This is a genomic window from Bacillus sp. AFS023182 (assembly GCF_002560575.1).
GTDB lineage: Bacteria > Bacillota > Bacilli > Bacillales > Bacillaceae_G > Bacillus_A > Bacillus_A arachidis.
In genome coordinates, this window is record NZ_NTRO01000019.1 from 69,914 (window position 1) to 86,415 (window position 16,502).

The following is a 16,502-nucleotide window of genomic DNA, read 5'->3' on the forward strand; positions in this document are numbered from 1 at the left end:
ATTCGCTTCAGTGGCTTGTTTGCCGCCTCCGCTTTTTAGTTTCGCTGCTTGTGACTTAATCTTATGAAAAACAAAGGGATTACGCATTAAAACATCGATAAAAGGAGTATTTTCACCGGCGAATGAATCCTATTTTTATCTTACTGGAGCATAATTACAGTCCAATTACACCTTTTAATTCATCCATTCGACCCTTCGAAAGTGGAATTGAGCTTTTTCGTTCATCATCCAAAATTAAGCTAAAGCTATTACGAGTCCAAGTGATTACTTCTCGTACACGCTGTAAATTAACAAGGTAAGAACGATGACATCTGAAGAATCCGAAACCTTTTAATCTTTCTTCTAACTCACTTAATGTTAACGCGCATACAAAGTCTCCTTCGCGGACATGAATATGCGTTGTTCCATTTTGTGTTTCAATAAAATGAATTTCCATTGGATCAAGCAAAATGATTTTATCGCTCACTTTCGCTGGAATTCTCTCGAGCTTCATTTGCGGAACCATTTGAACGATGTTTTCTAGATCTATCTCTTCCTCTTCTTCCTGCTCGATTTCTACTTTTTTAACGCCATCTAGATTTAATATATACACATCTTCTGTTAAAGAAAGTGCATCCGACAAAAAGGATGATGTAATAAAGATGGCCTTCCCTTGTTCTCTCATCTTCATAATTGCTTTTCGAATGATAATTGTACTTTCTATATCTACATTTTGTTCGGGTTCTTCCAAAATAATTAAATCCGGATTATGAATCATGACCCGGCCAATATGAAGACGCCGTTTTTCAGAAAATGATAGTTTTTCGATTTTGATGTTCATTTTATCTAGTAAACCAACATACTGAACAACTTCTTCTATGTTAATATTCGAGTTATACAATCCGGATAAAAAGGCGAAGTATTCTCTCACTTTTAACCGATCGTATGCTTCATCTTTTAAAAAGCAAAAACCAATGCGTGAGTAGAATTGCTTTTGAATCGGTTTCCCTTCAAATAAAACACTTCCAGTCGATGCCTCTTCTTCACCGATTATAATGCGGTGTAAAATCTTCGCCGTATGATTGTTACATTGCAGCACAACACATTGCCCTTTTTTAATTTCAAGCTGAATCGCCTGCAATTGATTCGTCTTACCCAATTGTTTTAACTCCAATAACGCCATGGTTTCTCCTCCAGGTGAGTTTTTTACCTTATTATACCAAACAATTAATGGAAAATTATGATATTTATTCCGCATATAAAAAGAAGCTAATTTAAATTAGCTTCTTTTTGTCGAAACGCTAATATATTCGAAAGCGAGTGAAACAAAACAATTATTACTGCTTCACCAAATAACTCTTCAGCTGATCACGAAGCGCTCTTTTCAAGAATTTCCCGACGGATGTTTTCGGAATTTCCTCGACAAATAAGATGTCGTCCGGCATCCACCATTTCGGGAATTGTTCTTCTAATAATGCATAAAGCTCTTCTTGTTCTACTGTTTGTTCTTCTTTTAAGACAACGCAGGCAACAGGGCGTTCTTGCCATTTTTCATGCGGAACAGCAACGACAGATGCCTCTAGCACTTTATCATGTGCCATTAAAGCGTTTTCTAAGTCCACGGAGGAAATCCATTCACCGCCGCTTTTAATTAAGTCTTTTGTACGGTCGGCAATTTTAATAAACCCTTCTGGATCAACAGTTACAATATCTCCTGTATGTAGCCAGCCATCCTTCATAGAATCTTCTGTGCGTTCATCTTTATAATAACTACCGGCAATCCATGGTCCGCGTAGGCAAAGCTCTCCCATTTCTTCACCGTCCCATTTGATTTCCCCATCTTGACCAATTACCTTCATTTCAAGTCCTGGGATTAAGTAACCTTGGCGGGAGCGTAACTCATAATATTCCTCTTTCGGTAAATCGCGCTGATATGATTTTGGACAGTTAATCACAACAGCTGGGCTTGTTTCAGTCATCCCATATATTTGCCTAAAAGCAATTCCATAGTTCTCCTCATACGTGCGAATCATACTTCCTGGCGCTGCTGATCCACCTGACCATATTGTACGAATACTACTAATATCATACGGGTGCTTTTCAAGCTCTTGTAACAGGCCAATCCAGATTGTTGGTACACCGGCAGCAATCGTCACCTTCTCACGTTCAATAAGCTGTGCCAAAATTTCCGGTGTAAAGTGTGGCCCTGGTAAGACGAGCTTTGTACCGAACCATGTACCTGCAAATGGAAGTCCCCATGCATTCACATGAAACATTGGAACAACAGGCATACAAGTATCTACTTCTGAAATGTTACCGCCGTCCACAAGGCCGAGTGTATAGCTATGGAGTGCGATGCTACGGTGTGTATATACAACGCCTTTCGGTTTTCCTGTCGTTGCAGAAGTGTAGCACATACCTGCAGGCTCTTTTTCATCTAAATCTGTTATAAATGGGAATGTTTCGTCGCCTTCTTTAAGTAGTTTGTCATAATGATATGCTGGTGATAGTGTTGTGTGAGGTAGTTCGTGATCATCTGTCATAATAATAAATGCTTTCACATGAGGAATTTCTTGTTGAATACTTTCGAGTACAGGAACCATATCTTCATCAACAAGAATGATTTTGTCTTCAGCATGGTTAATGATATAAGAAATGTGATCTGCAGAGAGACGTAAGTTAATCGTATGTAATACCGCTCCAAGTCCTGGGATCGCAAAGTACGCTTCCAAATGTCGGTGATGATTCCAAGCAATTGTTCCGACTTTATCTCCTTTATCAATTCCCATTTTGCTTAGGATATTAGCAAGCCGCCTTGTCCGCTTCGCAATCTCTCCGTATGTTAATGTTTGAATACGAGATGCAGTGCGTGAGACGACTTCCTTTTTTGAAAAATATTTCTCAGCTCTCTCCATCATCGCTGGAATGAGGAGTGGTACATCCATCATCATGTTTCATGCCCCCTGTTATTATATTTAATCACCCAACTGTATTATAACACGAAGGAACATAACGAAAGGAAGCAACATTTCTTTCATTTTCTACAAAAAATGACATCCCATTAAAGCTGTATTAAAACATCCATTCTACTTTATAGAACATATCCACAAGTGATATTTTATTATATGAATGATTTTTTCGACCTCTAATTCGGCATGCAAAATTGCATGCCAAAACGTATTGATATAATTATAAACGCTTACTATAATGAAGACATCAAGATTTGAAACATCTTAATATTCGAACTAAGAGGAGGATTAATATTATGGAAATCGCAATGGCTGTATTGAAATTTATTGGTAGCATAATCCCATTAGTACAAGACCTTTTAAAATCAGTAATGTAAACTTATTATCCTGCAATTATCTTTAATTACTATCATACAAATGATCTGTATATCAAAGAATATTTGATTTACAGATCATTTGTGTGATCCAAATTCACGGGAGAAAAAGAGTCCGAAAGGCACAAAAAGACGCTTCTTCTTTCTCATCTTATTCATTTATAAATAACGACTCTTGATGTTTTAACAGATACACATAGAAAAGCAAAAGATTCCTGCTCATTATATAAAAATGTATAGATTGCAAGAAATAACACGCTCCTCTTTCAATAAGGACAAAAAGCCCATCTATTATGATGGACTTCGTATTACTTCTCAATTAATTTTTCGCCATTAACTTTCCTTCATACTCATTCATCGTTTTAATTTCGATCCCTTTATAATAATGAGTAACAATATCTGTATACCCTTTTCCCGCTTTCGCCATTCCATTGGCACCATACTGACTCATGCCAACGCCATGACCATATCCTTTCGTTGTGACGACAATGTTATTTCCTTCTTGTTTCCACGTAAAGTCCGAAGAACGTAAATCTAACTTTTCTCGCACTTCTTTTCCTGTTAATGTCTTACCTTGAAATTCTACATCCTTTACACGCTTTCCTTTTGTACGCTCTTTAATATTGCCAACTTTCCCGCTTTCCAGTACCTTTACACCAAGACGCTTTTGAAAATCAGCTACGGTAAAAATTTGCTCACTCGCAAATTTCGGAGAAACTTGGTCCCAAGGACTGTCTACGCTTTTCAAATACGGTAAGTCCTTGCCAAAATAGTCTGCAGCATTTTCTGTATAACCATTGCTTGTTGAGAAGAAGGACGCTGTAATGGGACTACCGTCATACGTTAAAACTTGTCCGGCTGTTTTAGACACAGCTTCCTCAATCTTCTTCAAGTTTTTCTCATAGTCTCTGCCCCATGTCTTCTTTAATTCTTCTTTACTTTTGTACACTTGATCTCCCACCGTATCGGTCACATCCGCGTTATTTTTCTTACTTCCGCTTAGCATACGCTGTACAATAAATGTCCTTGCCGCCAATGCCTGTGCTTTTAATGCCTCCATTTCAAAGCTAGCATTCATCTCAGAGGCTACTACACCTGTCACATATTCTTCCATCGGCACTGTCTCTACTTTCTTTTGTGCATTACGATACACAGTCACTTTGACAGCGGTATCTACCTGTTTAGGAGCTGGCACACTTTGCATGGCTGGAGGATTTTTGGGCGGCTGACTTGTCTTTTCTTTCGTAAATGGAATGACAAGCACGGTCGGTACAATAATGACGAGCGCTACTAAGAGCGCCATTGTAATGAAAAGTGGCTTTGAAATTTTCATCTTTTTCCCCCGCTATGAAATTAGACTCATTTCATTCTTATGGAGCATGGCGAGTTTTTAGAACATACCGGGAGAAACTTCTTCTATTAGGAGGCTTCCTCATTAAACAAACGAATTTTCTAAATATTTTTAATGAGACGTGCATAAGTTGGGCTTTTCTTGACTATAACTGTAATGAATACTCCCCCACTTAACTTCGTTTGAAGTAGGGATACTCTTTCGATAAAATTTGATAGAAAAAAAATCGCCCCTATGTCAAAAGACATAGAGACGATTTTAATTAAGCGTGAAGATCAGAAATTTGTTGTTCTTTCACTTCTTCTACTTTTTCGTTTACACGTTCAATTGTTGCACCTAATGCAGCTAACTTCTTATGGAAGTTTACATATCCACGATCAAGGTGTTTTAATTCTGTTACACGAGTGTAACCCTCTGATACTAAACCAGCTAGAATTAATGCTGCTGCTGCACGTAAGTCAGTTGCTGACACTTCTGCACCTTGCAAGTTGTTAGGTCCGTTCATAATAACAGAGCGACCTTCAATTTTAATATCAGCATTCATACGACGGAACTCTTCCACATGCATGAAGCGGTTTTCAAATACCGTTTCTGTAATCATGCTTGTTCCATCAGCATGTAATAATAATGCCATCATTTGTGATTGCATGTCTGTTGGGAAACCTGGATGAGGCATTGTTTTAATGTCAACAGCTTTTAATTTATCTGGGCCGATAACACGTACACCTTCATTTTCCTCAATAACCTTAACACCCATCTCTTCCATTTTCGCTGTAACTGAACGTAAATGTTCTGGTACAGCATTTTCAATTAAGATGTCTCCACCAGTAATTGCTGCTGCAACCATAAATGTTCCCGCTTCAATACGGTCAGGAATAATAGAATGATGTGCACCATATAATTTATCTACACCTTCAATACGAATCGTTCCAGTTCCAGCTCCGCGTACTTTCGCTCCCATTGCATTTAAGAAGTTAGCTAAGTCAACGATTTCTGGTTCTTTCGCTGCGTTTTCAAGGATTGTTGTCCCTTTTGCTAATGTAGCAGCAGACATAATGTTTTCTGTTGCACCTACGCTTGGGAAGTCTAAGTAAATTTTCGCGCCTTCTAATTGTCCATCTACATAAGCTTCAACAAATCCATTACCAACTTTTACTTTTGCTCCCATTGCTTCGAAGCCTTTTAAATGTTGGTCAATTGGACGTGAACCAATTGCACATCCACCAGGAAGTGCAATACGAGCACGACCATTACGTGCTAATAATGGTCCCATTACTTGAACTGACGCACGCATTTTACGTACATATTCAAATGGCGCTTCAATATTTAATTCCTTTGAAGCATCGATTGTTACTTGATTATTTTCAAATACGACTTCAGCATTTAAATGACGTAATACCTCATTAATTGTGTATACATCAGACAAAACTGGTACTTCAGATAGTACATTCTTTCCATCACTCGCTAATAGGGCTGCAGCGATTATAGGTAATACAGCATTTTTCGCGCCCTCAACACGCACTGTGCCGTTCAACCGCTTTCCGCCACGGACGATGATTTTTTCCAATTTATTCCCCTCCGTGTCCTTTTTTCAATATCTATTCAATACTCAGAAGTTATGATCGGTGTGCCAACCACAATTGTATCTTTGTTGTCTGTAGAACGTATTGCTATTTGCACATTGATTTTCTCTCTATTTGTTGAAAGAGCGTCATTCCACTTTTTATTATATGCCGAGACTGACACAAATGCTCTTTCTTCTATCTTTTCGATCGCTCTTGCTGAAAGATCTTTCAAAACCTGATTGGTTTTATTTTGCAAAACACCTTCAATCTTATCATTCAGTACACCTTGAACACAAGTGTAAATTGTGGGTTTTGTACTAAAAATTTTATCCATTTTTCGAATATTTTCAGGGTCCCATCTTGACCCACTCACTTCAAAGATAATGAAAGTGTTTTCTTTAGTATTTTCCTTACTCCAAGTTACTACTATTCGTTCTTCATGAGAAGAGAACTTTTTGTATGCTGTTGCTTTATATCCGTCATGAGATGGTTCCAATTCCCATTTTTGAATATTCGCTTTTTCTTTCACTTCATTTAACAACTTTTGAAACGTATGTATGTTAGAAATGGTTTTGGTTTCTCGTGCTAACCATGACCACCGCTCTACCTCTGCTCCATTTTTTTCAAGAGCTGCGATCATACTCTCCATCTTCTCTTCGTCACTTACGGGTTTTATCTGTTTATACCCGACCAAGAATACGACAATACTTACGACAACAATAAGAATTGTTTTCAAGCTTTTCAAGGTTCATCCCCTCCTATCCCCATTGTTAACGGAGATATGAGGTTCTATACAATTACTTTACTAAATACGTTAAACTCTTCGAATACCCTAAATAATCAAGAAAAAAGTTGCTGACAGATGTACCGATTGCAATCGTAACAAGAATAAGCAAAATCCTCGTCTGCATTACCTTTCCAGATTTCATCAGGCGTTCGATATGGATACCTTGTAAGGCCCACCATGTAATGGTAATAAACAATAAATGCGAAACAATCGCAATCAGTGCTTGTTGCCCTAAAAGCTGCGCCAAAAAAATCGACTCCTTTTGTTTGGCTTGCCATCACTTAGGATGCAAAACGATCCCATACAAATGGAAACCACACTTTTTCACGCTCAAATAGGTAGTATAAAGTTTTCTCTCCGAAATTGCTAGAGAAGAACTACCTATTAGAATTTACTTTACCTACGCATCACATTCGTGAAAGATAAAAGCTTCTTGCTCCACAATAAAAAGCGTAGAGCGGTAACTCTACACTTTTTATTGTCACTATTGTACCACGTTCCCCGTAAAGAAGAAATCTTTCATGAGTGGAAAATATTCATAAAAGAAATTGTAGCCAATCGTCGGTAGAATCCCGAGTAATACGATTGAAATTGCACAAAAACTAATGACGACCTTCAAATTGATCGGTAGGTTTACCTGCTTTTCTTCACTGCTCTTTCGAAAGAACATTTGCTGCAAAATACGGAAGTAATATACAAATGAGATAACCGTTGTGCCCATCATGACTGATGCTAGTACGTAATGAGCTGGACTAGCTGTAAAGGCGCTTAAGAAAATATTAATCTTTCCGATAAAGCCCGCTGTTCCTGGAATTCCTGCCAAAGACAGAATAAAAATAGTCATCGCTACAGAAACAAACGGAGAACGTTTGTATAAACCTGCGAAAATTGTTAAATTTCCCTTTCCACTTTGTAAGATTAACCCATGGATGACTGCAAAAGCTCCTATATTCATTAACACGTATGCCAACATATAAAACCACATACTATCCATTGTAAATGGCGATAACGCTACAAGCGGAACAAGTAAATATCCAGCATGCGCTATGCCAGAATAGGCAAATAACCGTTTTACATTGTATTGCTTTAGCGCCACGATATTACCGATAATCATTGTAATAATAGCGAGCACGGCGATATATACGCTCATATTACCGAATATGGATTGCTCACTTCCATGAACCGGTATGCCACCGAATACCATGAAAAACAATCTTATCATCATAATAAAGCCGGCGATTTTAGAGATTGTCCCAAGGAAAGCTGTAACAGGTGCTGCGGCCCCTTCATATACATCCGGTGCCCACATATAAAACGGTACTGTCGCAATTTTAAAGGATAACCCAACAAACAGAAGCAAAAAAGCAAGCGATAGCAAAAGTCCAATACTTCCATCTACACCTTGCATGAGAACTTCCTGCATACCCAGAATATTAGTCGATCCCGTAATACCATATAAATAGCTCATTCCAAAGAGAGTGATAGCCGTGGCAATTCCGCCATTAATGACATATTTCATTGCTGCTTCATTCGAAGCACGATTTTTCTTTCGAATCCCTACTAAAATGTACGAAGACAATGACAACAACTCTAGACCAATAAAGAGCGTAATAAAATCAACGCTAGATGCCATGAACATCGCCCCGAGAACTGCCATTAAAAATAAGTAATAGTATTCTCCCTTATCTTGAATCGGCTCTTTTTTATCATCACTCATCGCCACAAACAAGATGAGAATCGCTCCAATTAATAGTAATGTTTTAAAACCTTTTGAAAACCCATCTAGTACAAACGAACCACTTAAAATGTCTCCAGCCGGTTCACTATACAATGTAATTAACGCTATTAGTGATAGCACCGCTGATACAATCGCTCCAATCCCTAAATACTTACGATCAAACTTTAGAAATAAATCAAAAAGCGAGAGAAGGATGGCCGCCCCAAGAATGATGAATTCCGGTACCATTAAATGCCAAGATAAACCAAGTAATGTATTCATATCCATCCTATCTCACCCCCAATATTTTCACAGTGTATTGCAGCGGCGTTCCTAACAGTTCTGGCATAACACCAATTGCGATAATACAAGTGAGTAATAACACAAGCGGAATGTATTCCCAGCCGCGAACATCCGGCCGCGCTTCCAATTCCTTCTTTCCAAATGTCACTTGAAGCGTAGCCCTTAAGACATATACCGCTGTTAAAATAATGCCGAGCGCACCAATTGCTGCGATTACCTGCTTCCCCTGAAATAATCCGAGGAACGCAAGAAACTCACCAACAAACCCAGACATTCCTGGGAGGCCAAGCGAAGCCATACTTCCTGCTAATAAAAAACCACTTAGCACCGGAACTTGTTTTGCGAGTCCACCAAGCTTCGTAATATCAGAAGTATCAAAGCGCCGTTCAATCATACCGAGTAAGCAAAATAGTAACGCTGCAATTAAACCGTGAGATATAACTTGAAATAGCGCTCCCTTCATGCCAGCTGCATTCAGTGCCCCAATCCCCATTAACACAATTCCCATATGCGAAATACTGGAGTAGGCAAGTACCTTTCGAAAATCGGTTTGAATCATCGCTAGAAAAGCACCGTACAGCAAGTTGATTACTCCTAAAATCGCTATAAGCATCGCAAAGTCATGAAACTGCTCCGGGAATAGCCCTTTCCCAAAACGAATGATACCGTATGCTCCGATCTTGAGCAGAACACCCGCGTGGAGCATCACCACTGCAGGATGGGCTTCTACATGCACATTCACCATCCAGCGATGCAAAGGAAAGACCGGCAGTTTAATGGCAAAGGCAATCATAAGTGCAATAAATAAACCGAGCTGCAATGAATTTGAAATATCGCCTAGGAGCGTCGTTTCCGCTCCAGTCAAAATATCTTTTAACTCTGTAATATTTGTTGTACCTGTTTTTGCAAAGAGGATAGAGAAAACAATGAGTAAAATTGCTGATCCAATTCCGTTATAAATCAAATAACTATAGGAAGCTTTTTCACTGTTCAATTTCCCCCACTTTCCGATAAGCAAAAACATCGGTGGTAGTGTGAGTTCAAAGAAGACAAAGAAGAGAAGTAAATTTTCGGCTGCAAAGACACCAAGCATCCCAATTTCAAGTGTTAGTAGGAGCATGTAAAAACCTTTTATATTTTTTTGAATGGAAAAGGCAGCTATCGCCGCAAGTGTTGCTAAAAGTGCTGTAAGTATCATCATCACAAGCGAAAAACCATCGATACCAAGTTCATAGTAAATAGAAAACAACTTTTCATCTACTTGCGAAAAGCTTCCAAATTGAATCCATTTCACCTTTTCAGCAAAAATCGTTAAGCTCTTTCCGGAAGCGTATGTACTAGCTAAAACAATCGCGATGCCAAGCGGAAGAATTGTTCCGAACAAACCGAGGCCTCGCATTGCACGCACTTCCGTTTTCGGCGTTAATGTAAGTAAGAGAATCCCTAGAAGCGGAGAAAAAATAAAAAACGATAATAATAATGCATTCATTGCCAATACCCCCCTGTATATAACAGAATGACAACTAATGCCGCTAAAGAAACAGCCATAACGGTTCCGTATACTTGTACGTTTCCATTTTGAAGTTTAGAACCCACGTTGCTCGTTCCTTTCACAATACGCCCAATTAACTGAGCGATCCCTTCCACAATATATACTTCACATAAGCGAAGCACATAAGCGATTCCTTTAACGAGCGGGAGCACAGTTACGTTATATATTTCATCTACATAATATTTTTCCTTTAAGAGACTATATAGCACGGTTTCTTTTCCGCCAGCCCAGTCTCGAGAGATGGATCGTTTCCCATAGATGAGATATGCCAAGAGAATGCCAGCAAGCGAAACGAGTGTCGCAACAATCATAATCCACACCGGGCCATGGCTTTGCTCTACTTGAAACGGAATATCCTTCGTAAGCCAGTCACCAAGGAATGTTCCAAACCATGGCGTATTGATGTAACCTGCCAAAACTGCGAGAACACCAAGGACAATCATTGGAAATGTCATAACGCGCGGAGATTCACGCACATCTTCTTTCTTCGCCTCTCCTGTAAAGACAAGAAAGTATAACCGAAACATGTAAAACGCCGTTAGGAAGGCCGCCAGAACCGCAAGGACAAACAACACATAATTGCCGTGCACCCACGTCGCTACCAAAATTTCATCCTTACTAAAAAAACCTGAGAGGAGCGGGACACCACTAATTGCTAGCGTGCCGATTAAGAAGAGTAGCCCCGTCACTTTCATTTTTTTCTGTAATCCGCCCATTTCATTAATGTTTTGCGTATGCACCGCATGAATCACGCTTCCTGCCGCTAAAAAAAGTAACGCTTTAAAGAAAGCATGTGTCGTTAAATGAAAGACCCCGGCCACATACCCTGCCGAGCCAAGCGCGAGCATCATATAGCCCAGCTGGCTGACTGTTGAATATGCGAGGACTCTTTTTATATCCGTTTGTACGAGGCCGATGGACGCGGCAAAGATTGCGGTAAAGGCACCGACAACCGCGACTGTTTGCATCGCTACAGGACTTGCAGAAAATAGCGGAAACATCGTTGCCACTAAGTACACACCTGCCGCGACCATCGTCGCCGCGTGAATGAGTGCTGATACTGGTGTTGGTCCTTCCATCGCATCCGGAAGCCACGTATGAAGCGGAAACTGACCTGATTTCCCCATGGCACCGATAAAAATTAAAATTGCCGTGAGCGTAATCATGGTAGGTGATACGTCTCCCATTTTCATTGCTTTAAAGATAGCGTCGTACTCAAAACTACCAGCTTGCCAGAAAAGTAAAATCATCCCGATAAATAAGCCTACATCCCCAATACGCGTCATAATAAACGCCTTCTTCGCCGCCAACTTTGCTTCTTCTTTAAAGAAATAGAACCCAATTAATAAAAACGAGCCAAGTCCAACTAATTCCCAAAATATATAGAGCTGCAATAAATTCGTCGAGATGACAAGCCCAAGCATCGCAAATGTAAAGAGCCCTAAATATGCATAAAAGATAGGTAACCTCTCATTATCATGCATATACCCTTTCGAATACACATGCACGAGGAAGCTAACGAGCGTTACAATAAAAAGCATCAAAGCATTTAATGCGTTAATCTCAAAGCCAAATGAAAGATCCACATCACCAATTCGGAGCCATAACCACTGATGTTTTACTGTTTCTGATGAAAACCGTTCTATTAATACAGTCGCCGCACCCACAAAGGAAAGAAATGTGAGAAAGATACCAAGCCAGCTGCTTCCTTCTCTCAATTTCCCCCCAAATATAATGAGCAAAAAAAACGAGGCAAGCGGGAAAAGCGGTATGAGCCATGCATAATCGATCATTGTTTCCTTCCCCCTTTTTGGTCACAATTAACCTTTAAGCGAATCCATTTCATCTACGTTAACGGTTGCATGCTTACGATATAACGCAATTAATATCGCAAGTCCGACTGCTGCTTCCGCTGCCGCAACGGACATCGTAAACAGTGAAAAAATTTGTCCTGTTAAGTTCGGAAAAAAGCCTAATTTACTAAAAGCGACTAGGTTTAAGTTCGCCGCATTTAACATCAGTTCAATACAAATTAAGACAATGACCGTATTCCGCTTTGTTAAAGCCCCGAATAAGCCGATGCAAAACAGAATAATAGCAAGAGCTAAGTAGGCGGCAACTGGAACACTACTCATTGGAATCCCCCTCTTTCTCATCCTTCTTCGCAAGTACAATTGCCCCAACAAGCGCAACAAGCAAAATAACCGACGTTAATTCAAATGGAATAACATATTTCGAATACAAAAGTGTACCAATTTGAAGTGTATTTTGTTCATGAAGCGGTAAACTTCCTTGTACATTTCGATTTGTAAAATCTATATTATTAACAGCAAAGTACATTACCGCGCCAAACGCTACTACTGCGAGGAAGATAAGCAACTTACGAAAACTAAAACTAGATTCACTTTCAGCGTCATGCTTCGTTAGCATAATACCGAAAATCATAATAATCGTAATTGCTCCGGAATAAATTAAAATTTGTGTGACCCCAACAAACTCCGCTGATAATAGAAAATACAATCCCGCAATGCTAAGAAACGTAAACACAAGGGCGAGCATCATATGCATGACTTTCGTTAAGTTCAGCATAAGGATACCACCGATAATCGCCGTTAAGGACAATATAAAAAACGCTATCAAATCGCCGCTCATGCTTTATTCTCCTTTCTGACGTTCTCATCATTTTCATCGAGCCACTGCAAATTTTTAAACAAATCATCACGCGAATACTCCGCTAACTCGAAATTGTTTGTCATAACAATGGCCTCAGTTGGGCAAACCTCTGTACATAAATCGCAAAGAATACAAATTTCAAAGTTAATATCATACGTATCAATGATTTTCCCTTTTTTCGTAGGGTCTGGATGCTTCTTCCCTGTTAGTTGAATACAATCAGTTGGACAAATGTTAGAACATTGGTTACAAACAATGCATTTTTCTGGATAGAATTTTTGAATCCCTCGGAAGCGATCTGGTAGTGGTAATGGTTGATTGGGATAATCGTACGTTACTTTTTTCTTACTTAAGTTGCTAAGCGTATATTTTAAACCTTTAAATAGCCCTTTCATATCTTACTGGCACCTCCCTCATAGATTAGAAGAATAACTCCTTAATCAATGCCGTTAAGAAAATATTTGCAAGTGCGATTGGCAATAATACTTTCCAGCCAAACTCCATCAATTGATCACCCCTGATACGCGGAAACGTAACGCGGAACCAAATAAGCAAGAAAACTACCGCGCTAAACTTTAAAGCAAACCATACAGCACCAGGAATAAAACCAAGAAACGGAATTGGCTGCCATCCTCCTAAAAACAGCACCGTTATAAGCGAAGCCATTCCAAAGAAGTACACGTACTCAGAGAGCATAAAGAATGCCCAGCGAAACCCTGAATACTCGGTATGATATCCAGAGATAAGTTCTGATTCCGCCTCTGGTAAGTCAAACGGTGTCCGGTTGAGCTCTGCAACTGCTGCAATTAAGAAAATTACAAAACCGATCGGCTGCGCAAAAATGTACCAAACTTTCTCCTGCCCCGCTACGATTTCATTTAAATTGAGACTGCCAGCTAATAAGACAACGCCAATCACGCTCATTACAAGCGGAATCTCATAGGAAATCATCTGCGCCGCCGCACGCATCCCGCCTAAAAGTGAATATTTATTGTTTGATGCCCATCCTCCGGTCACAACACCAATCGTTGTAATCCCTGATACAGCAATATAGTAAAGAAGCCCTACTCCGATATCTGCAAACTGAAATTTATCTGTAAACGGAATGACTGCAAGCACCATAAAAGCTGGTGCGAATGCAATAACAGGTGCCAATATAAACAGCGGCTTATCTGCAGCTTTCGGAATGCTATCTTCTTTTAATAAAAGCTTTAAAACATCAGCAACTGTTTGCAATAAACCAAATCTGCCGCCGACCTGATTCGGTCCTATCCGTCCTTGCATAAATCCCATTACTTTTCGCTCTGCTAAAATCCCATATGTAACAAATCCAAGGACAGCAAATAATAAAAGCACCGCTAATCCGAAAAAAATGAAAAAATTCGTCCAACTTGCCGATGACTCTAAGAGGCGCTCTATCATCACCCATCAACCTCCCCAAGTACAATATCAACGCCGCCTAAAATGGTAATTAAGTTCGCGATATTTTCACCCTTCAAAAGCTTCGGTAAAATTTGGAGGTTATAGAAAGATGGCCTGCGGAACTTTAAGCGATACGGCTCTTTCTTCCCTTCGCTAGCAATATAACAGCCTATCTCTCCGCGCGGCGACTCAATGCGGACAAATGCCTCACCCTTGGGCACCTTAATAATTTTCGGCACTTTCGCCAACACCGGCCCTTCTGACGGGAATTGCCGGGCCGCCTGCTCAATAATTTTGAGGGATTCCTCAATTTCCTCCATCCGGCAAACATAACGATCCCAAGCATCCCCCACGTTTCCTACCGGAACATCAAAATCAAAACGGTCATAAATAGAGTACGGTTCATCCTTGCGAAGATCCCACTTTACACCTGTGCATCGTAAATTTGCTCCGCTAAGTGAATAAGAAAGTGCATCTTCCGCGCTATATATTCCAACGCCCTTCACACGTTTTAAGAAAATTTCATTTCCGCTCACAAGATCATGATAACCCTTCAATTGCTCTCTCATATACGGAACAAACTCGCGAACTTTTTCAATCCAGCCATCTGGGGCATCCCACTTTACACCGCCTACCCTCATATAATTGAACGTTAACCGCGCACCACAGAGCTCATTTAAGAGATTAATAATCATCTCTCGCTCCCGGAATGCATATAGAAACGGGCTAACCGCTCCAATATCAAGAAGATTCGTTCCCCACCAAACGAGATGGCTCGCAACGCGACCAAGCTCCATCGCAAGTACTCGCAAATATTCGGCCCGCTCTGGAATCTCAAGCCCCATCATTGTCTCAACAGCGTGACAGATCACATAGTTATTCGTCATCGCCGATAAATAGTCCATTCGATCTGTATAAGGGATAATTTGTGTATACTGCAAGTTCTCTGCGATTTTCTCTGTTCCGCGGTGTAAATAACCAATGACAGGTGTAGCTTCCTTTATAATTTCCCCATCAATTTTAATAACAAGCCTAAATACACCGTGTGTACTCGGGTGCTGCGGCCCTACATTTAAAAGCATTTCTTCTGTACGGATCATATTGCTACACCTCCACATCGAGTGGTTCATAATCTTTTCGAAGCGGATGACCAGCCCAATCTTCTGGCATTAAAATACGCGTTAAATTCGGATGCCCTTCAAACGTAACACCAAGCAAGTCATATGCTTCTCGCTCTGGCCAGTCTGCCCCGCTCCATAGCGGCGCAATCGATGCTACTCGCGGCGACTCCCTGTCCATCTTCACCTTCACTGCGACAGATTGTTTCTTTCTATATGAAAATAAGTGAACATACACTTCCATATGTGTAACAAAATCCGTAGCATGTAACTCCGACATATAATCAAAGGCAAGTCCTTCATGGCCTCGCAATAATTCCATTACTTCGTAGTACCTTTCCAGCTTAACAACAAGTGTTGGTACATCCTTCGAAAGTTTATTAATATAATAATCTTCTAATGAATTTCCATCCATTTTCTCCTTAATAATCTCTACATAAGCATCCAGATATGGCTGATTCGGAGATGGTTCCTCTTGCTTCATCTCTTCTTCTCTCTTGCCCACAGCGCCTTTTGCCTTAGCAGCAGCCGCTGCCTTTGCTTTTGCCGCTGCAATCGCCTTTGCCTTTTCATCATTAGACGTTGTTCCTTCCTTGGATACCTTCTGTTTCGCTAGCGCTGCCGCTTTTGCTTTTGCTGCTGCTACCGCCTTTGCCTTCGCTTTTTCCTTTTCTTCTTCTGATGGGGATTCA

Annotated in this window: 15 protein-coding genes; all 15 read right to left on the reverse strand. The window is 40.1% G+C overall.

Annotation, left to right across the window (positions count from 1 at the left end):
- Nucleotides 1-154: 154 nt before the first annotated feature.
- Nucleotides 155-1,162 (reverse strand): LytTR family transcriptional regulator DNA-binding domain-containing protein, encoded by a 1,008-nt coding sequence (locus CN288_RS08925; protein WP_098302151.1) that lies wholly within the window; start codon nucleotides 1,160-1,162, stop codon nucleotides 155-157.
- Between the two features lie 154 nt (nucleotides 1,163-1,316).
- A complete protein-coding gene (locus tag CN288_RS08930) occupies nucleotides 1,317-2,930 on the reverse strand; it encodes a long-chain fatty acid--CoA ligase (RefSeq protein WP_098302152.1) in 1,614 nt (537 codons plus the stop codon).
- 711 nt (nucleotides 2,931-3,641) lie between these two features.
- Nucleotides 3,642-4,655, reverse strand: coding sequence for a stage II sporulation protein D (gene spoIID, locus CN288_RS08940; protein WP_098302153.1), 1,014 nt, complete (start codon nucleotides 4,653-4,655; stop codon nucleotides 3,642-3,644).
- A gap of 280 nt (nucleotides 4,656-4,935) precedes the next feature.
- Nucleotides 4,936-6,240: a UDP-N-acetylglucosamine 1-carboxyvinyltransferase gene (gene murA / locus CN288_RS08945; protein WP_026591877.1), complete on the reverse strand. Its 1,305-nt coding sequence runs from the start codon at nucleotides 6,238-6,240 to the stop codon at nucleotides 4,936-4,938.
- A gap of 35 nt (nucleotides 6,241-6,275) precedes the next feature.
- Complete coding sequence (locus tag CN288_RS08950; RefSeq protein WP_026591876.1) at nucleotides 6,276-6,983, reverse strand: YwmB family TATA-box binding protein; 708 nt, start codon at nucleotides 6,981-6,983, stop codon at nucleotides 6,276-6,278.
- Between the two features lie 52 nt (nucleotides 6,984-7,035).
- Entirely contained in the window at nucleotides 7,036-7,272 is a 237-nt protein-coding gene (locus CN288_RS08955; protein ID WP_026591875.1) for a DUF1146 family protein, read from the reverse strand.
- A 237-nt stretch (nucleotides 7,273-7,509) separates the two neighbouring features.
- On the reverse strand, nucleotides 7,510-9,024 hold the full coding sequence (nuoN, locus tag CN288_RS08960) for an NADH-quinone oxidoreductase subunit NuoN (protein ID WP_026591874.1): 1,515 nt from the start codon (nucleotides 9,022-9,024) through the stop codon (nucleotides 7,510-7,512).
- Between the two features lie 7 nt (nucleotides 9,025-9,031).
- Complete coding sequence (locus CN288_RS08965) at nucleotides 9,032-10,534, reverse strand: NADH-quinone oxidoreductase subunit M (protein ID WP_026591873.1); 1,503 nt, start codon at nucleotides 10,532-10,534, stop codon at nucleotides 9,032-9,034.
- Nucleotides 10,531-12,390 carry an NADH-quinone oxidoreductase subunit L gene (gene nuoL / locus CN288_RS08970; RefSeq protein ID WP_098302154.1) on the reverse strand — a complete coding sequence of 620 codons (1,860 nt, stop codon included), beginning with the start codon at nucleotides 12,388-12,390 and terminating at the stop codon, nucleotides 10,531-10,533. The genes CN288_RS08965 and nuoL overlap by 4 nt, the downstream gene beginning before the upstream one ends.
- A gap of 27 nt (nucleotides 12,391-12,417) precedes the next feature.
- Nucleotides 12,418-12,732, reverse strand: coding sequence for an NADH-quinone oxidoreductase subunit NuoK (gene nuoK, locus CN288_RS08975; RefSeq protein WP_026591871.1), 315 nt, complete (start codon nucleotides 12,730-12,732; stop codon nucleotides 12,418-12,420).
- Nucleotides 12,725-13,249: an NADH-quinone oxidoreductase subunit J gene (locus CN288_RS08980; protein ID WP_026591870.1), complete on the reverse strand. Its 525-nt coding sequence runs from the start codon at nucleotides 13,247-13,249 to the stop codon at nucleotides 12,725-12,727. Before CN288_RS08980 ends, nuoK begins: the two co-directional genes overlap by 8 nt.
- Entirely contained in the window at nucleotides 13,246-13,665 is a 420-nt protein-coding gene (gene nuoI / locus CN288_RS08985) for an NADH-quinone oxidoreductase subunit NuoI (RefSeq protein ID WP_000677191.1), read from the reverse strand. Before nuoI ends, CN288_RS08980 begins: the two co-directional genes overlap by 4 nt.
- Nucleotides 13,666-13,690: 25 nt before the next feature.
- Entirely contained in the window at nucleotides 13,691-14,692 is a 1,002-nt protein-coding gene (gene nuoH, locus CN288_RS08990) for an NADH-quinone oxidoreductase subunit NuoH (protein ID WP_098302155.1), read from the reverse strand.
- Complete coding sequence (gene nuoD, locus CN288_RS08995; protein ID WP_026591868.1) at nucleotides 14,692-15,792, reverse strand: NADH-quinone oxidoreductase subunit NuoD; 1,101 nt, start codon at nucleotides 15,790-15,792, stop codon at nucleotides 14,692-14,694. The genes nuoH and nuoD overlap by 1 nt, the downstream gene beginning before the upstream one ends.
- A 4-nt stretch (nucleotides 15,793-15,796) precedes the next feature.
- Nucleotides 15,797-16,502 (reverse strand): NADH-quinone oxidoreductase subunit C (locus tag CN288_RS09000; RefSeq protein WP_141527942.1); only part of this gene is annotated, 706 nt, incomplete at its 5' end.